Below are 17,735 nucleotides of genomic sequence, written 5' to 3' on the forward strand. Positions count from 1 at the left end.
GGGTGCGTGCGAGACACCGTCGACGTCGGCAGGCGCATCGAGACCGAGTAGATCGAGGATCGTGGGGGTGAGATCCACCCCGGAGAAGAGGTCGTCGTACACACGCGGCTCGATCCCCCGCCCAGTGGGAGGGCGGACGATGAGCGCAACGCCCGTGCCCTCGGCGTAGAGCGTCGACTTGGCGCGCGGGAAGGCCAGTCCGTGGTCGGTGATGAACACGATCCAGGTGGTGTCGTCGAGGCCGAGGTCGGAGACGGTGTCGAGCAGGCGCCCTACTGCGGCGTCGGCTTTGGCGATACTGCCGTGCAATCCGGCAAGGTCGTCGCGGACGTCGTCGGTGTCCGGCAGGAAGCCGGGTACCTCGATGCCAGAGGTGTCTGGGTGCTTGTACTCGTCGACGGGATAGGGCCGGTGGGTTTCGAAGAACCCCGCGGTCAGCAGGAAAGGTTGTGCTGGTTGCTGATTCGTCGACTTCTCGACGTGCCTGCGCAACCACCGCTGCGACTCGGCCACCACGTGGTCGCAGCGCGAGTCGGAGACGTCGACCGTGTCGAATCCGAGCCGCTGGGGATCGGAACTCTCGTGCTGCATGCCGAAGAGCACGGTGCGGTAGCCGGCCTCACCGAGCAGCGACGGAAGGGTCCGCACCCCGTCCCGATACTCGAACCCGTGATGTGCGAGACCCACGAGCCCGTTGTGGTGCGGATACTGGCCGGTGAACAACGAGCCGCGCGCAGGCGAGCACAGCGGCGCGGTGGCGTGAGCGTCGGTGAACAGAATCCCCTCGGAAGCCAGCGCGTCCATGTTCGGGCTCTCCACGCCGTCCGCGCCGTAACACGCCAGGTGACGCCCCAGGTCGTGCCAGTGCACGAAGATGACGTTCTCCCGCGTCGGATCCGATGCGCCAGCGGGGCCGCCTGTGTTGTCGAAAGGCATCCACCCATGATGCACCCGACGTTTGCCCATGTGGTCGCGGGTTACAACTGAATGTGGGTCGTATCGAAAGATGTGGCTGCTACAGCCCACACATTCTGCGAGTCAGCCCGCATCCGGGTCTCACGTGAGCACCGACTCCCATGCCTCGCGTGAATCCAGCACGATGCCGTCGCTCTTGGCACGCGCCTCGACGGCACGAACGTGCTCCATCAGGCGCAGTGTTCGCTCCCGCGCGGACGCCTCGACGCTGTCGTCGTTCACCTCGACGGTCACCGTCAGCACGGCCGGGTCGATGGTCTCGGTCGGATAATGCGCGGCTGTCAGGCGTTCGAGAACCTTCTGGGTCATCGCCAGAGCCGGTGCCGTCGTTGCGATGCCGTCGAGCACCGAACCCCGCTTCTTCTCCGCTGCTTTGCGCTCCTCCCACTCTCGGATCTGCGTCTCGAGGTCGGCGTGTTCACCGGACAGAACACCTGGCGTTCGGCCGCGCACCTTCTCGGTGAAACTGCGCGCGACGTCGTCGATGTCGAACGGTGCCATCGGATCGTCGGCCGCGATACGCGCGTGGAACAACACCTGCAGCAACAGATCTCCGAGTTCCTCACGAAGGTTCTCCTGGTCGTCGCCGTCGATGGCGTCGAGCAGTTCGTACACCTCCTCGAGAAGGTAACGACGTAGCGACGAGTGCGTCTGCGTCGACTCCCACGGACCGTTTCGTCGTAGCGTGTCCATCAGTGCGACGGCGTCAAGCAGCTCGCTCCCTGACTGCCGAGGTACCTCGACGACCCTGTCGCCGTTGGCGATACGAGCCAGCACCGCCGGGTGGCGGAGGTCGGTGGTGAGCAGGGTGAGCGCGTCGTCGGAGTCGGCGGCGACGGGTTCGACACGGTCGAGTTCCCACAGCACCGACGCGGGCACGTCCTCGGTCACGAGCACGGTGCCCGTCAGCGCCGAGCGGGCAGCGAGCGGGATCAGTTCAGGGCTGCGCGGATCGAGCACCACCACCGTCATCGGGTCTCCTGCTCTGTCACCCAGCGACTCGCTCGAGCGGCTTGAGCGTGCGCAGGAACGTCGCGAGGTACTCGATGAGCTCGTCGTCGCGCAGCCGCGCCGAGCCGACCCCTCCGGTCCTCGGGATCGGTAGGGTGACAACCGAAGTCGTCGCGCGGAACGACGCCGCCGAATACAGGCGCTTGAGTCTGACCTGCTCGCTGTCGAGGAGCGGAAGCGGCGCGATCTTGACGCTTGTGCCGCTCGCGCCGACCTCGGTGACCCCGCGTTCGCGAGCGACAAGACGCAGCTTCGCAATCGACGCCAGGCGTCGGGTCTCCTCGGGTGGCTCCCCGTAACGATCGGTGAGTTCGGTCATCACACCGTCGACCTCGTCGTCGGAGGTGGCGGAAGCCAATTTGCGGTACGCCTCGAGTCGCAGTCGGTCCGAATCGACGTACTCGACCGGGATGTGCGCATCGACGGGAAGATCGATGCGCACCTCAGAGGGTTCAGTCGACGAGACGGGCTGCCCGTCTGCGGCCGCACGGTAGGCCTCGACAGCTTCGCCGACGAGTCGCACGTACAGATCGAATCCGACGCCGGCGACGTGACCCGACTGCTCGGCGCCGAGAACATTTCCCGCGCCGCGCAATTCGAGGTCCTTGAGTGCGACGGCCATGCCTGCACCGAGTTCGTTGTTCTGCGCGATGGTGGCCAGCCGGTCGTATGCCGTTTCGGTGAGCGGCTTTTCGGGACTGTAGAGCAGGTATGCGTAACCACGCTCGCGGCTGCGGCCGACCCGGCCACGCAACTGATGCAATTGCGACAGGCCGAGATTCTCCGCGCGATCGACGATCAGCGTGTTGGCGTTGGAGATGTCGAGGCCTGTTTCGATGATCGTGGTGCACACGAGGACGTCGTACTCGCGGTTCCAGAACCCGGCGACGGTGCGTTCGAGTTGATCCTCGTTCATCTGGCCATGTGCCACGGCAACTCTCGCCTCGGGCACCATCGCGGCGATGTCGCGTGCCGTCTTGTCGATCGTCGACACACGGTTGTGCACGTAGAAGACCTGTCCGTCGCGCAACAGTTCTCGTCGGATCGCCGCAGCCACCTGCTTCGGCGAATACGCGCCCACATAGGTGAGGACAGGGTGACGCTCCTCCGGCGGCGTGAGGATCGTCGACATCTCGCGGATACCTGCCATCGACATCTCGAGCGTGCGCGGTATCGGCGTGGCCGACATGGTGAGGACGTCGACGTGTGTCCGCAGCGACTTGATGTGTTCCTTGTGTTCGACACCGAATCGCTGTTCCTCGTCGACGATCACCAAGCCGAGGTCTTTCCACGTGACGCCGGTCTGGAGCAGACGGTGCGTGCCGATGACGATGTCGACCTCACCCTGCGCCATCTCCTTGATGATCTCGCGCGACTCCTTGGCATCGGTGAAGCGGGACAGTCCGCGGATACGAACCGGGAACCCGGCCATGCGCTCGGTGAAGGTTTGTAGATGTTGTTGCGCGAGAATGGTCGTTGGCACCAGGACGGCGACCTGCTTGCCGTCCTGCACAGCCTTGAACGCGGCGCGAACGGCGATCTCGGTCTTGCCGTACCCCACGTCGCCGACGATCACCCGGTCCATCGGGACGGGCTTCTCCATGTCGTCCTTGACCTCGCCGATCACCGTCATCTGATCGACCGTTTCGGTGAAGTCGAACGCGTCCTCCATCTCGCGCTGCCACGGGGTGTCGGGGCTGTAGGCATAGCCGGGGGCGGCGTGCCGCGCGGCGTAGAGCTGGACGAGCTCACCAGCGATCTCACGAACCGCCTTGCGCGCCTTACGTTTCGTGTTCTGCCAGTCGGAACCGCCGAGCTTCGAGAGCGACGGTTGTTCACCACCGACGTAGCGCGACAACTGATCGAGCGAATCCATCGGCACGTAGAGCCGATCGCCGGGTTGCCCGCGCTTGGACGCCGCGTACTCCAGCACCAGGTACTCGCGGCGCGCACCCGACACCGTCCGCTCGATCATCTCGACGAACTTGCCGATGCCGTGCTGGTCGTGCACGACGAGGTCACCCGCGGTGAGCGCCAGCGGATCCACCTGGTTACGACGCTTGGCGGGCAACCGCTTTCCGTCCCGCACACTGGCGACGCGGTTGCCGGTGAGATCGGTTTCGGTGACGACAACGAGCCCCGCACTGGGACTGACGATTCCGTGGCGCAGGGTGCCGTTGAAGACAGAGACGGTGCCGGGCTCGGGTCGTGTGCCCTCGTCGCGGAGTGCGTGCGGTACCTCCGCGTCGGCGAGGCGTTCGCATACGCGTGCCGCGGTGCCCTTGCCCGCCACCACGATCGCTGCTGTGTTGCCCGCGCTCACGTGTGCACGCAGTCCGGCGAAGACGATCCGGATCTCCTCGTCGTCGCCGTGCGGCGCGGGCCCCGGCGTGATGTCGAGTTCGTATTCTTCGCCGAACCCCGCGGACAGCGGACTCATCGTCCACCATGACCGCCCTGCCGCCAGGGTCGCCTTCTCGACGTCATCGAGGGGCCGATACGCGCTGGCCTGTAGGTCGATCCCCGTCGGGCCCGCCATCGATCTCGTGTCCACCGGCGCCGATGCGCCCATCGCGGCCGCGTTCCACGACGCTTCGAGGAACTCTGCGCCGGTCTGTGCGAGGTCGGCGGCGCGGGTGCGCACCTTCTCGGGGTCGAGCACCAGCACGCGGGTGCCGGCAGGCATCACCTCGGTCAGCAACTGCATCTCGCCGTCGACGAGCGCGGGTGTCATCGCCTCCATCCCGGCCACCGGAATGCCCTCCGCGAGTGAGGTCAGCATGTCGACGAGTGAGGGATCGTCCGCGTTCTCGACCGCGAGCGCGGCCGCGCGTTCGCGGACGGGTGGAGTGAGCAGCAACTCGCGGCAGGGGTGGATCAGCACAACCGAGGCGTCGACCTCGGGTTGACTGCGCTGATCGGCCACCGAGAACGCGCGCATCTCGGTGATCTCGTCCCCCCAGAACTCGACGCGCACAGGAAAGTCCGCGGTAGTGGGGAAAACGTCGAGTATGCCGCCGCGAACCGCGAATTCGCCACGACGACCGACCATGTCCACGCGTTCGTATGCCATCTCGACGAGATCGGTGAGCAGGGCGTCGAAGTCGAGTTCGATCCCCTCGCGCAGGGTGATGGCGCGCATGTCACCCAGTCCCGGCGCCATCGGTTGCACGAGGGAACGCACCGTGGTGACCACCACACGCAGTGGCGAATCGCCGGGGTGCGCGAGTCGGTGCAGGACCTCGAGACGTTGGCCGACGACCTCGGCACTCGGCGAGAGTCGTTCATGGGGAAGCGTCTCCCACGACGGGAACTGGGCCACCGCTGATTCGTCGGCGAGCAGTTCGCGCAGCTCTGCGCTCAGATCGTCGGCCTCGCGACCGTTGGCCGACACCACGAGAAGAGGGGAGGTTGCGACGTCGGAGAGACAGCTGACCACGAACGGGCGTGCGGCGTCAGGTGCCGTGATCGCGAGTTGCGGGTCGTCGCGATGGTCACGCAGTGCCGCGATGCTCGTGTCCGCGCAGGCAAGGGATGCGAGTCCGTGAAGGGCGGGAGTTGACGACACTTCGGCCATTCTAGGGCACGACGTGGTCGGTGGACTCGGACCGATCACGTTATCGACAGGCGGCATCACATCTTGCGGCGGCGAGCTGCCGATCCGGTTGCTGACCACGGCGCCGCAGCACACTCCCGCACACCGTGTCTCTGCCCACAAAAATTAAACGGACCGCAGTCCGTTTGCTAGGATGATCGCATGTCAGCCCCCGATTCCACCCGCCAGCCGACACTGTTCCTGAGTCACGGCGCGCCTCCGCTCGTCGACAGTGAACGCTGGGTCTCCCAACTCTCCGAACTATCGAGCGAACTCGATCGTCCGACCGCGATCCTGATGGTCTCGGCGCACTGGGAAGCCGCGCCGCTGACCATCGGCTCGACCGACCCCACCACTCCCCTCATCTACGATTTCTGGGGCTTTCCCGAGCGGTTCTACCGCACGACATATTGGTCGCCGGGCGCGCCGGATTTGGCGGCGAGGGTCGCGGCGATGATGCCGGACGGCACCGCCATCGCCCGCGACGAGCACCGACGTCTCGACCACGGCGCCTACGTTCCCCTGACGGTCATGTATCCGGAGGCCGACATCCCGGTGCTCCAGATCTCTCTTCCGACGCTCGACCCGGCGCAACTGCTCAACCTCGGACGGCGACTCGCACCACTGCGGGACGAGGGTGTGCTGATCATCGGGTCGGGATTCACCACCCACGGGCTGCCATACCTGACCGATCATCGCGCAGAAGCCGTGCCGCCCAACTGGTCGGTGGAATTCGACGCCTGGGCGCACGAACGTTTCGCGGCCGGCGACGTCGAGTCACTCATCGATTTCCGACGGACCGCCCCCGGAATGCCCTACGCGCACCCGACCATCGAGCATTTCGCGCCACTGTTCGTCGCGCTCGGCGCCAGCGACGATCCTGAGCAACGAGCCGATCAGGTCATCGACGGCTTCTGGATGGGCCTGGCCAAGCGGTCGCTGGTGCTGACCTGAATCCGGGTCTCGTCAATTGCAGCTGCAGCAGTCGCCGCAGTCACAAGAGTCGCAGCAGTCGCCGCAATCACAACAGTCGTCGCATTCACAACAGTCGTCGCAGTCGCACAGGGCGGGTTTCCACGTGTCCGAGCAGTGGTTCCAGTGGTTGGCGAAACACGCGGGCCCGCAACAGGTGTTGCCCATGAACGGCAGAACACGCTCGTGGAACGGCCGATTCGGTCGAAACGGCGGCGGAAAGGGCCAGCCGTTCGGATAGTCCGACGGTGGCGGCGGTTGCTGATCCGGTCGCGGTTGCTGATCTGGTGGCGAAGTCGAGCCGATATCCGTCGGCCGATGTTGCGCGCAGGCGACGCGATGCGGTGTCCGGCGGCGCACAGCGTGCCTCACCCCGTCGATGAGCACGGCGCGCAGCAGCCTGTCGTCGAGCAACCGCAGCGCGTCATAGCGCCGCGCGATCGCCCGAACCAACAGTCGACATTCGGCGTGCGCGTCGTCGACCGTGGTACCCGATGCGTCGAGCGGATTGAACGTCCCGCGCTCACGGTCGTCGGCGAGGTCGTCGATCGCGTCGATGAGGTGCGCGAGCCGCCCGAAATCGGCTCCCATCGCTGCGAGATGCTCGCGATTGTCAGGCGCGCAAGCGATGTCGGCCGTCGCCGCGAACACACGCGACGCGGCTTCCGACGATGCGCGCGTCAATTCGTCGAGATCTCGCGACTGCGATTCGACCAAGGCCTGACCGGACAATCGCGCGAGCATGGAATCGACGTCGAGCAGGCGCGCGACGGCACCATCGTCGACGGCGCGGGTGCGCAGCGCCCCGGAGACCCCGCCCGCCACCATGCGTCGCGTCCGAGACACCGGAGCCAACCCGCGTCGCTGTTCCTCGACGACGTCGGCCGCCTTGCCTGCCGCAAGGGTCAGCGAGACTCCGGTGGCCAGCCGCACTCCGGGGTCGCCGATGGCGACCACGTCGGCCGACCGCATTCCTCGCAGCGGACAGCGACCTGCCCGCGTCGACGCCGGCGGGGTGTCGCGCTGGGCGGCGACGAGAATCGAGAGCATCACCGCATCGGTGTTCGTGGCCAGTCGACTGGCGTGACCGTGATTGTCGCGCAACGACAGACACAGCCCGCACAGGTGTGCCCGCCACTGCGCGACGAGTTCGTCGGGCATCGTGTGACGACAAGGTGTGAGCAGTCCGAACACATGCCGATCTCAACACGACCGGCCGCGCACACCAAAGCAGGCGCACGCGCGGGTCATTCGTGTGCGCGATGGTTTCCGATCGGACGGACCGGCTCGGCGCTACTCCGACTCCGACTGCGCGGAAGTATCGCGTGTCGACGCGGAACTCGACGAATCGTCAGCTGCAGAACGGTCACGCGGCTCGACATAATCCGGCCCCACGAGTTCGGGATCCGGGTCCAGGCGGGTGAGACCGTTCCAGCAGAGATTGACCAGGTGTGCGGCGACAACTTCTTTCGGCGGTTCCCGGACGTCGAGCCACCACTGCGCTGTCACCGACACCATCCCGACGAGGGCCTGGGCGTAGAGCGGTGCCAGCTTCGGATCAAAGCCGCGTCGTTCGAAATCACCGGCGAGAATGTGCTCGACTTGACTGATCGCGTCGTTGAGCAGACTGCCGTACGTCGCATTGTCGCTTGCCGACGCGCTGTCGCCGCGGACGAGGATGCGGAAGCCGTCGGTACGTTCTTCCATGTAGGTCAACAGCGCCAAGGCCACCTGCTGGATTCGGTACAGCGACCGGTTCTTGGTCAACGACGACGTGACCATCTCGAGCAGGGTCTCCATCTCGCGGTCGACGACGACCGCATACAGCCCCTCCTTGCCGCCGAAATGCTCGTAGACGATCGGCTTCGAGACTCCGGCGCGCTGGGCGATCTCCTCGATGGACGTGCCCTCGAATCCGCGCTCGGCAAACAGTCCACGGGCGACCTCGATCAGTTGCAGCCGACGCTGGGCGCCGGTCATCCGCGCGCGGGGGGCGCGCTTCACCGCGCCGGTGGAATCCGATGGACGGCTGACAGCCATGCTCCTAGCCTACGAGGTCTGCATCGGGGGAACGACACCCACGTTCATGACCTGCCCTGCCCGCGAACCGCCCCTTTCAACCACCGTGATCGAAACGTGACCCGGCGGTTTCATCGACTCGCGCAACCCGTACGCACCGGTCAACGCACCGGCGGACGCAACAGCGGACCGCCGGCTCGGGCCCTGAATCGAGCGGAACCCCTCCGAACACCCTTTCCCTTTGTAGGCTGAGACTTCTCAACGCTCGCCACGACGAGGGGATTGCTGTGGGCAGTTTGTGGAGCTACATCCACGCGCACGCCGAAAGTCTGACGTTCCTCACCTATCAGCATGCGTCCCTGTCGTTTCAAACAGTGCTCGTCGGAACGGTCGTCGCGATCATCATCGCCGTCCTCGTCTACCGACGGCCGCTGGGTTCGGCACTCACGCTCACGTCGAGTCGTGTGGCGCTCACGATCCCCTCACTCGCACTTCTCGCGCTGCTGATCGTGCCGTTCGGTCTCGGTGTCGTCCCGTCGTTCATCATGCTCGCGTTCTTCGCCGCGCTACCGGTCATCGGTAACGCGATCGTCGGGCTCCGCTCGGTTCCGGCGAGCGTGATCGAGTCCGCGCAGGGAATCGGGTTGCCGCGCTGGCGGATCCTGCTGACCGTCGAGTTGCCGATCGCGTGGCCGGTGATCCTCACCGGTATCCGCGTCTCGACGCAGATGATCGTCGGCGTGGCCGCAATCGTGGCCTACGTCCTCGGCCCCGGTCTCGGGTCACTGATCTTCAACGGCCTGTCTCGACTGGGCGGGGCCAACGCACTCGAGATGGCACTCACCGGAACCATCCTCATCGTCCTCATCGCTCTCGTCTTCGATGCCCTGCTCGTCCTCCTCGGCCGCTTCACCATCTCCAAAGGATTGTCATGACCGACGTAGCCAACACGCCGGCCCCAGGGGCCGACAGCGCATCCGGCCCCACGGTGACGGGTGCTCCCATCCGACTCGACGATGTCGTCAAACGCTTTCGAGGCCAGGACAAGCCCGCAGTCGACCATCTCGACCTCGATATCGAAGCCGGGCACATCGTCGCCTTCGTCGGACCGTCCGGATGTGGCAAGACGACGACGCTCAAGATGATCAACAGGCTCATCGAGCCCACCGAGGGCCGAATCTTCATCGATGAGCGGGACGTCACCAAGGAGAACCCCGACAAACTGCGTCAATCCATCGGATACGTCATCCAGTCCGGTGGCCTGTTCCCGCACTGGACTGTCGAGAAGAACATCGGCGCCATCCCCCGGGTCCTCGGCTGGGACAAGAAGCGGATCGCTGACCGTACGGAGTATCTCCTCGACCTCGTCGGTCTCGACCCCGCTCAATTCGCCAAGCGGTTACCCAAGGACATGTCCGGCGGCCAGCAGCAGCGGGTCGGCGTTGCGCGTGCACTTGCGGCCGATCCCCCGGTCCTGCTGATGGACGAGCCGTTCGGCGCAGTCGACCCCATCACACGAGTCCGATTGCAGGACAGCCTCATCGCGATCCAGCACGAACTCGGAAAGACGATCGTGGTGGTGACCCACGATTTCGAGGAGGCCACGAAGCTCGGCGATAAGGTACTGATCTTGTCGCAGGGGGCGCATATCGAGCAGTACGCCGCGCCCGAAGAGATACTCGCCAATCCCGCTACGCCGTTCGTCGAGGAATTCATCGGCTCGGGCGCGACGCTCGCGCAGCTCACGCTGTCGCGGGTACGCGACGTCGAACACGACTCCGTGGTGACGGCGAGAGTCGGGGAGGGCTCGGGCGAGGCAATCGCGCGAGCACGCGAGGCAGGCGAGAGCTGGGTCGTGGTGGTCGACAAGCAGGATCGGCCGCGCGCGTGGCCGTCGATCGAGGAGATCGCGTCCAAGCCGGAGATCTCCGATTACCTCGACCCGCGCCTGCCCGTCGTCGCCGAGTCGTCGACGCTCAACGACGCGCTGGATTCGATGCTCGCGGCCAGCCAGGGCGGCACGCTGGTGACCGATCGCCACGGCGCGGTCGTCGGCATGCTGACGATCGCGTCGGTCATGGACATCATTCGCGGTCAGCTCGCCGAGTCACGGCCCGAGGAGGACGACGGGTCCTACGAAAGTCACACGGAGGGAACCGGTCCGATCGAGACGCCGGTGGTCGCTGCCGACGATCCCGAGCAGAACGCGGGCGCATGAGACAACGACTTCGCAACCTCCCGATCGACGTGTGGTTCGAGCCACTCGTCATCATCGTGCTGGCCGTCGGCTATTTCAGTTGGTATGCGACAACGACTCTCACCGAAACCGAGCAGGCCTCTCTCGGCTGGTCGACGCTACAGACCACGATCATCGACCACATCGAACTCACGCTCGTGGCCACCGTCATCGTCATCGTCATCGCTATCCCGTTGGGCATTCTGCTGACCAGGCCGTCGATGAAGTGGCTGAGTCCGATCGCGGTGAACATCGCCAACATCGGCCAGGCGGCGCCTGCCGTCGGCCTGCTCGTGCTGTTCACATTCTGGCTCGGCACCGGATTCCGCACGGCCGTCATCGGTTTGGTGGTCTACGCCGTGCTTCCCATTCTGCAGAACACGATCGTCGGATTGCGGCAGGTCGATCAGCGCACGATCGAGGCGTCACGCGGGATCGGGTATTCGGCATTCCGCACGCTCATCCAGGTGGAGTTGCCGCTGGCGGTTCCGGTGATCCTCAACGGTGTCCGAACCGCGCTGGTCATCCTGGTGGGCACGGCCACTCTCAGCACGTTCATCGGCGCCACGAGTCTCGGCACGCTCATCACCACCGGCGTCACACTGTTCCTGCCCAAGCTGCTGATCTCGGGCGCCATCCTCGTCGCCCTGCTTGCCATGATCATCGACTGGCTCGGACGGATCTTCGAACTGATCGCAACCCCGAAGGGCGTCTCATGAGCGCGACGCGAGCACGACTCGCCACTGTCGCAACGCTTCTCGTCGTTGCGATCATCGCACTCGCGGGCTGCGGCCTCGTCAGTTCGTCGGGGACGTTCCGGCAGGCCTCGCTGCCCGACGGTTCCCGTCCCCTCGACGGAGCGAAGATCACGGTGACGTCGAAGAGTTTCACCGAATCGGTGATCCTGGGCAAGATCACCGCCACCTACCTCGCGGCTGCGGGCGCCAAGGTCACCGACCTCACCGGTGCACCGGGATCGGCGTCGTCGCGACAGGCACAGCTCAACGGCGACGCCGACATCCTGTGGGAGTACACCGGAACCGCATGGGTCAACTACCACGGCGAAACCGAGACGATCCCCGATCCGCAAGAACTGTGGCAGAAGGTTCACGACATCGAGCTCGAGCAGAACCAGCTCGTGTGGCTGCCTCCGGCCAACTTCAACGACACCTACGTGTTCGCGGCGTCGAGCAGCACCGCGAAGCGGTTGGGCGTGAAGTCTCTCTCGGACGTCGCCAAACTCCCTGTCCCCGACCGCACGTTCTGCGTCGACGACGAGTTCTTCTCGCGCCCGGACGGTTTCAAACCCATGCTCGAGAAGTACGGAATGCCGCTCAACGCCCCGAACGGCGTTCCGCTCGGCAACGTGACACGGATGGACGCGGGCGTGGTCTACACGTCGACCGCCAACAGCTCACCGTGCAACTTCGGCATGGTCTACACCACTGACGGACGCATCAAGAATCTCGACCTGACCGTGCTCCAGGACGACAAGAAGTTCTTCCTTCCCTACAGTGGCACGACCGTGGTGCGCGAATCCGTACTCAAGCAGCACCCTCAGATCGCGCAGTTGATGGGGACGGTCTCCGAGCATCTCACCGACGACGTCATGCAAGACCTCAACGGCCGCGTCGACATCGACGGAGAGGACCCGGCCGACGTCGCCTACGACTGGCTGATCAGCGAGAAGCTCATCGTCGCCGAAAAGTAGTCAGGGTCGCGCGGGCGGTCGGGGTGGCACTGGTTGGGCCTTTCCTCTGGTTTCGACGCTGCCTGCCGGGCTGGAAGTAGGGGAAGAGTGCGCGGCGGGTTCTTCCCCGACTTTCCGCACCCGCGCCGGCCCCCAGTGTCCGACACTGCCAGCCGGAGCTGAAAGTAGCGGAAGAGCCCGCGGCCGAGCCCTTCCCCCACTTTTCGACGCTCCCCCTAGAAACAACTCGCGGAAACGACCAGAACCAGCGGAAGAGTTCTTTCCCCTACTTTCCGCTCCGCACCAGATCCTCCCCCTACTTCCGCACCGCACCAGATCCTTCCCCCCACTTTCCGCGCCCGGCCCGGCACCGGCCACCCGATGAGCACGCGGCGCTACACTCTGCCATTGATCAGTGTTACGGTTACACCATTCAATGTCATCGTCGAAGGAGGCTCCTGTGTCGATAGAGGTCGTCGACAACTCGACACCGCAGATCAGCAAGCTCGACCGTGGCACGGACGAGGTGTCGGCACGCCTCGTCGACTCGGCGGCGCGCTCGTCACGGAACGCCCTGGTCGAGATCGACTGGGACGCACCCCTGGACCCGACGCTCTACGGGTGCAGCCCGGAGTGGTCGACGCTGTACGGCACCGACTACTGGAACGAGATGAGTGAGGAGCAGCGCATCCGCCTCACCCGGCACGAGACGGCTTCGGTGATGTCGATCGGTATCTGGTTCGAGATGCTGCTGCAGCAACTCGTGCTCCGTGACCAGTACCTCGCCGACCGCCACCGCCCCGAGTACTGGTTCGCCATGACCGAGATCGCCGACGAGTGCAGGCATTCGCTGATGTTCGCCAGGGCGTCACAGAAGCTGTGCGGAACGTCGTACGTGCCCCATCTCCGAATTGGCAAGGCGGCGAAGGTGTTCGCGGCAACCACCGGCGGCGAGATCGCGTACGGCGGCATTCTCGCGGCCGAGGAGATCCTCGACGTGTTCCAGCGCGGGTGTACGCGCGACGAACGCGTCCTACCCTTCATCCGGACGGTCAACGAGATCCATGTGCTCGAGGAATCCCGCCACATGCGGTTCGCGCGTGAACAGATTCGGGAGTCGATGGCCGATGTCGGACCGGTACGACGACATGCCAGCGCCTCCTACACCGCCCTCGCGGCGTCGTACATCTTCACGAGCCTGGTACGTCCGCAGGCCTACGCCGACGCCGGGCTCGACAAGTATCGGGCGGTGTCGGAGATGCGTCGAAACCATCATTTCCAGGCGATGGTCCGCACGAGTTGCGCACACCTGATGGCCTTTCTCGACGAGGTCGGTCTACTGACGCCGGCCGCCGCGTCGATCTACCGCAAGGTACACATGCTCTGATACGCCACCCGACCGCTGCCGTCGTCGGCAGCGAGGAGATCACCATCCAGGCGACTCGCCACGTCGATACACTCAAGTCCGGCACCAGATCACTCGACGTGACGACGGAACGGGGAAGTCGCTGACCATGAGCGCCAGATTGTCGCGGCTGACGCACAGGTTCTGGTTCATCCCCATGATCCTCTGCATCACTGCGGTGTTGCTCGCTCAGGGGTTGATCTCACTGGACCGCGCCATCGGTGACACGCGTCTGGGCACCTGGGGCACCTTGTTCTATCACGTGGGCGCCAGTGGCAGTCGCGACATCCTCGGCGCGATCGCCGGCTCGATCCTCGGCGTCGCGGCCACCTCGTTCTCGATCACCATCTCTGTCCTGGCCACGGCCAGTTCCACCTACGGACCTCGGCTGGTCCGAAACTTCATGAACGACAGAGGCAACCAGTTCGTCCTCGGCCTCTTCGGCGCCACGTTCCTCTACGCGCTCCTCGTGCTCCGGTCGATCCGCGATGAGACGGTGACCGAAGGACAGTTCGTCCCGAATCTCGCCGTGAACCTCGCGGTCATCCTCGCTGTCGCGGACGTCGCGGTACTCGTGTACTTCATCAATCACATCGCGACGTCGATCCAGGTGTCCACGTTGTCGGCGCGAGTGCGCACCGAACTCGACGACGTCGTCGACAACCTGTATCCCGAGCACCAACCGGACAACGCACGTGCGGCGACCGGTCTCGGCGATACAGCCGACGAGGTGCCCAGCGTTGACTCGGGTTTCATCCTCGACATCGACGAGGACGCCTTGCTGCAGATCGCGCGTCGTCACGACTGTCTGATCGAAGTAATCGTCAGGCCCGGTGACCATATCGTCGCCGGCGAGACCCTGGTGCGTATCCACCACGCATCGGCCTCAGACGATATCGATTCGGAAGTGTGCCGTGCGGTCAGTTTCGGCAATACCCGGACACCGGTGCACGACATCCAGTTCGCGGTGCAGCAACTGGTGGAGATGGCCGTTCGCGCCCTCTCCCCCGGCACGAACGATCCCTACACGGCGCACAATGCATTCAGCGAGTTGGCCGTCGGGATGGTTCCGCTCGTACGACGCAAGCAACAGCGCCCCGGGCGCGTCGACCGCGACGGAAACCTCCGCCTTGTCGTCACGCGTATTCAGACAACAGAGCTGGTCGACGACATCTTCACAGCTGTCCGCATCTATGCCCTGGAGGCGCCTGTGGCCATGAGGGCAGCGATCCTGCTGGCGCGCCGCATCGGTGTCGCAGCAGTCGAGCCCGACGTCCGAGACGCAGTGCTTCATCATCTGGACCTCATCGAGAGCGCGGAGCGTGCCTCCGACGGGGATCCGGTGGCCGCGGACTTCTGCTGTCGCGAGATCATGACGGCTCGGACCGCGATCCTCGCCGCATGAGTGCGACTCACCAATCTGCGATCATGGCGTGAATGACCGTGACCACCGGCTCGATCCCCGAATGGCTGACGGTGTGCAGTTGGGTCGCCATCGGACTCGGCCTGGTCTGCGCGCTGGTGTTGGCCGTCGACATCACTCGTCACCCACAGCCGATGGCAGTCATGAATCTGGTCTGGCCGATCTGCGCGCTGTTCGGCTCGGTGATCTGGGTGGCCGCCTACGTGGCATGGGGAAGGGCTGCACCGAGAAACACGTCGCCCTCTACCTCGACCGGTGACGACACCGAGATGGACATGACGACGGGTCGGGCACCGAGACCACGTCCCATGGCGAGTTCGGTTTTCGTGGGGACCAGCCACTGCGGCGCCGGTTGCACCCTGGCCGATCTCGTCGTCGAATGGCTGTTGTTCGCTGTGCCCGGCATCGCCGTTGTCGGCGGGCTCGGCTGGGCGTTCTCCGACGAACTGTTCGCCGGCTGGGTGCTGGCCTATGTTGCCGCGCTGGTGATCGGCATCGCGTTCCAGTACTTCGCGATCGCGCCGATGAACAGCGATCGCGGTCGCCTGCGGAATCTCCGTGCGGCCGCACGTGCCGACATCCTGTCGCTGACGGCGTGGCAGGTCGGGATGTACGGCGCGATGGCCATCGCGCAGTTGGTCGTGTTCCCGGCCTGGTTGGGCGGACCGGTCGCGATCGACACCGCAGTGTTCTGGGCAGTCATGCAACTGGCCATGCTCGCGGGATTCGTCACCGCGTTTCCGGTCAACTGGTGGCTGATCAGCACAGGCGTGAAGGAACGCATGTGACTCTCCGAGCTCAGGATGGGCGTCTACTCACGCCCCGCCCCGGCGGAACGCCATACGACAGGCTTGGACCTCGTGGATCTGTTCTTCCGTCAGCGGCGGAGTCTGCAGCGGACCGCTCGGCGGAGCGGCGTGAATCGCGTCGAGCAGCAACTGCAGGTAGCGACGCCATGTGCCAGGAACCGTTGCCTCGGTGATCTCCGCGTACGCCGACACCATGGAGAAAATGGAGAACAGATCGGTCTGCACCACGTCGGGGCGCAGCACACCGGCGGCGTGAGCGCGGTCGAACACCTCACGCATCCGTTCGGTCATCCGGGTCTTCACCGTCGCAATGGCCGGATCGGTGTGGTCGATCTGCATGATGATCGCGGCGAGTCCTCGGTCCTCGGCCATGGCGGTGCACACCGTCGTCACCATCGTCACGACTGCGGTCCACGGGTCGCCGTCGTCGGCGAGTACGTCCTCGGTCTGCTCGGCCACCTGCTCGAGGTGCGCCGCGAACACACCGACGACGAGTTCGTCTCGATTGGCGAAGCGCCGGTACACAGTCCCGACTCCCACCCCGGCAGCGGCGGCGACGTCGTCGAGCGAGACGTCGAGACCACGCTCGGCGAACAACTCGTGAGCAGCGGCGATGATTCGACGTCGGTTCCGCTCGGCGTCGGCCCGAAGGGGTCGTACGGCGTCTGCGGCTGCTCCCGCTCGAGTGGTCATCGTCACATTCTCTCAACCGGAGGAATCATCTCCGGATTTACTTCGTTGGCATCCTCGTAAACGGAGGAGACTTCTCCACTATTCCGCACCGGAGGACTGATGACCACAACTTACGACACGGCCGGCGGATTGTCGGCACACGGGGAGTCTCGAGAAGAACGGCATCATCGTCTGCGGTGGGTGGTGCTCGGTGTGCTCGGTCTCGCACAGCTGATGGTCGTGCTCGACGCGACCATCGTGAACATCGCACTCCCGCATGCGCAGGAATCGCTCGGCTTCGGTGACGCCGACCGGCAATGGATCGTCACCGCCTACTCGCTTGCATTCGGCAGTCTGCTGCTTCTCGGTGGTCGTCTGTCCGACCTCCTCGGCCGCAGGACCACGTTCATCGTCGGCTTGATCGGCTTCGCCGTTATGTCCGCGATCGGTGGCGCAGCGGTCAATTTCGACATGCTGGTGGTCGCACGAGCAGGTCAAGGAATTTTCGGCGCCCTACTGGCGCCCGCCGCGTTGTCCCTGCTCACCACGACGTTCACCGATCCGGCCGAACGCGGTAAGGCCTTCGGCATCTTCGGTGCCATCGCTGGTGGTGGCGGTGCCCTGGGACTCCTGTTGGGTGGCATGCTCACCGAGTGGGCCGACTGGCGCTGGTGCCTGTATGTGAACCTCGTGATCGCGGCGATCGCACTGGTCGGAGCAGTGCTGTTCATCGGTGCCCACAAGTCGGAGCACCGCCCCAAGCTGGACCTTCCCGGGGTGATCACGGTGTCGATCGCGCTGTTCTCGATCGTCTACGGCTTCTCCAACGCCGAGACGAACGGCTGGGCGGACTGGGCCACCCTCACGTGGCTCGGCGTCGGGGTCGTGCTGCTCGCCGGATTCGTGTGGTGGCAATCGCGCACCCCCC

General features: G+C 65.1%; 15 protein-coding genes. 9 read left to right on the forward strand and 6 right to left on the reverse strand.

The features are described from left to right. From GOOTI_RS07505 to mfd, 3 genes are all read right to left on the reverse strand, one after another. The coding region (locus tag GOOTI_RS07505) for a sulfatase family protein (protein WP_007237967.1) at positions 1 to 936 on the reverse strand (936 nt) is incomplete at its 3' end. Between the two features lie 120 nt (positions 937 to 1,056). Next, positions 1,057 to 1,947 (reverse strand): nucleoside triphosphate pyrophosphohydrolase, encoded by an 891-nt coding sequence (locus tag GOOTI_RS07510; protein WP_007237968.1) that lies wholly within the window; start codon positions 1,945 to 1,947, stop codon positions 1,057 to 1,059. A gap of 16 nt (positions 1,948 to 1,963) precedes the next feature. Then, entirely contained in the window at positions 1,964 to 5,554 is a 3,591-nt protein-coding gene (gene mfd / locus GOOTI_RS07515; protein WP_007237969.1) for a transcription-repair coupling factor, read from the reverse strand. A gap of 189 nt (positions 5,555 to 5,743) precedes the next feature. On the opposite strand from mfd, the gene GOOTI_RS07520 reads away from it, so the two are divergent. After that, positions 5,744 to 6,535, forward strand: a complete 792-nt coding sequence (locus tag GOOTI_RS07520; protein WP_007237970.1) for a dioxygenase family protein — start codon at positions 5,744 to 5,746, stop codon at positions 6,533 to 6,535. A 12-nt stretch (positions 6,536 to 6,547) separates the two neighbouring features. Here GOOTI_RS07520 and GOOTI_RS07525 read toward each other — a convergent pair whose 3' ends face one another. After that, positions 6,548 to 7,747: a DUF5685 family protein gene (locus GOOTI_RS07525; protein WP_007237971.1), complete on the reverse strand. Its 1,200-nt coding sequence runs from the start codon at positions 7,745 to 7,747 to the stop codon at positions 6,548 to 6,550. 99 nt (positions 7,748 to 7,846) lie between these two features. Continuing rightward, on the reverse strand, positions 7,847 to 8,593 hold the full coding sequence (locus tag GOOTI_RS07530) for a TetR/AcrR family transcriptional regulator (protein WP_007237972.1): 747 nt from the start codon (positions 8,591 to 8,593) through the stop codon (positions 7,847 to 7,849). A 266-nt stretch (positions 8,594 to 8,859) separates the two neighbouring features. Here GOOTI_RS07530 and GOOTI_RS07535 point away from each other — a divergent pair, with 266 nt between their 5' ends. From GOOTI_RS07535 to GOOTI_RS07565, 7 genes are all read left to right on the forward strand, one after another. Then, on the forward strand, positions 8,860 to 9,507 hold the full coding sequence (locus GOOTI_RS07535) for an ABC transporter permease (protein WP_007237973.1): 648 nt from the start codon (positions 8,860 to 8,862) through the stop codon (positions 9,505 to 9,507). Next, positions 9,504 to 10,790, forward strand: coding sequence for an ABC transporter ATP-binding protein (locus tag GOOTI_RS07540; RefSeq protein WP_007237974.1), 1,287 nt, complete (start codon positions 9,504 to 9,506; stop codon positions 10,788 to 10,790). Before GOOTI_RS07535 ends, GOOTI_RS07540 begins: the two co-directional genes overlap by 4 nt. Beyond that, entirely contained in the window at positions 10,787 to 11,527 is a 741-nt protein-coding gene (locus GOOTI_RS07545; RefSeq protein WP_007237975.1) for an ABC transporter permease, read from the forward strand. Before GOOTI_RS07540 ends, GOOTI_RS07545 begins: the two co-directional genes overlap by 4 nt. After that, complete coding sequence (locus GOOTI_RS07550; RefSeq protein WP_007237976.1) at positions 11,524 to 12,519, forward strand: glycine betaine ABC transporter substrate-binding protein; 996 nt, start codon at positions 11,524 to 11,526, stop codon at positions 12,517 to 12,519. Before GOOTI_RS07545 ends, GOOTI_RS07550 begins: the two co-directional genes overlap by 4 nt. 439 nt (positions 12,520 to 12,958) lie before the next feature. Then, positions 12,959 to 13,885 carry an AurF N-oxygenase family protein gene (locus tag GOOTI_RS07555; protein WP_007237977.1) on the forward strand — a complete coding sequence of 309 codons (927 nt, stop codon included), beginning with the start codon at positions 12,959 to 12,961 and terminating at the stop codon, positions 13,883 to 13,885. A 127-nt stretch (positions 13,886 to 14,012) separates the two neighbouring features. Continuing rightward, positions 14,013 to 15,308: a DUF2254 domain-containing protein gene (locus GOOTI_RS07560; protein ID WP_007237978.1), complete on the forward strand. Its 1,296-nt coding sequence runs from the start codon at positions 14,013 to 14,015 to the stop codon at positions 15,306 to 15,308. Positions 15,309 to 15,340: 32 nt separating this feature from the next. Further along, the gene (locus tag GOOTI_RS07565; protein WP_007237979.1) at positions 15,341 to 16,114 is read left to right on the forward strand and encodes a DUF4396 domain-containing protein; all 774 of its coding nucleotides are present in this window, start codon (positions 15,341 to 15,343) and stop codon (positions 16,112 to 16,114) included. Positions 16,115 to 16,141: 27 nt separating this feature from the next. Here GOOTI_RS07565 and GOOTI_RS07570 read toward each other — a convergent pair whose 3' ends face one another. Beyond that, complete coding sequence (locus tag GOOTI_RS07570; protein ID WP_007237980.1) at positions 16,142 to 16,828, reverse strand: TetR/AcrR family transcriptional regulator; 687 nt, start codon at positions 16,826 to 16,828, stop codon at positions 16,142 to 16,144. 99 nt (positions 16,829 to 16,927) lie between these two features. Between GOOTI_RS07570 and GOOTI_RS07575 the strand changes: the two genes are divergently transcribed. Further along, positions 16,928 to 17,735 (forward strand): MFS transporter (locus tag GOOTI_RS07575; RefSeq protein ID WP_007237981.1); only part of this gene is annotated, 808 nt, incomplete at its 3' end.

This window comes from Gordonia otitidis NBRC 100426 (assembly GCF_000248075.1).
In the GTDB taxonomy this organism is placed as follows: Bacteria; Actinomycetota; Actinomycetes; order Mycobacteriales; family Mycobacteriaceae; genus Gordonia; species Gordonia otitidis.

Coding starts and splice junctions, on each gene's coding strand:
- GOOTI_RS07560 (WP_007237978.1), top strand. CDS start 14,013: ATGAGCGCCAGATTGTCGCGGCTGACGCACAGGTTCTGGTTCATCCCC.
- GOOTI_RS07530 (WP_007237972.1), bottom strand. CDS start 8,593: ATGGCTGTCAGCCGTCCATCGGATTCCACCGGCGCGGTGAAGCGCGCC.
- GOOTI_RS07540 (WP_007237974.1), top strand. CDS start 9,504: ATGACCGACGTAGCCAACACGCCGGCCCCAGGGGCCGACAGCGCATCC.
- GOOTI_RS07545 (WP_007237975.1), top strand. CDS start 10,787: ATGAGACAACGACTTCGCAACCTCCCGATCGACGTGTGGTTCGAGCCA.
- GOOTI_RS07565 (WP_007237979.1), top strand. CDS start 15,341: ATGACCGTGACCACCGGCTCGATCCCCGAATGGCTGACGGTGTGCAGT.
- GOOTI_RS07520 (WP_007237970.1), top strand. CDS start 5,744: ATGTCAGCCCCCGATTCCACCCGCCAGCCGACACTGTTCCTGAGTCAC.
- GOOTI_RS07510 (WP_007237968.1), bottom strand. CDS start 1,947: ATGACGGTGGTGGTGCTCGATCCGCGCAGCCCTGAACTGATCCCGCTC.
- GOOTI_RS07550 (WP_007237976.1), top strand. CDS start 11,524: ATGAGCGCGACGCGAGCACGACTCGCCACTGTCGCAACGCTTCTCGTC.
- GOOTI_RS07570 (WP_007237980.1), bottom strand. CDS start 16,828: ATGACCACTCGAGCGGGAGCAGCCGCAGACGCCGTACGACCCCTTCGG.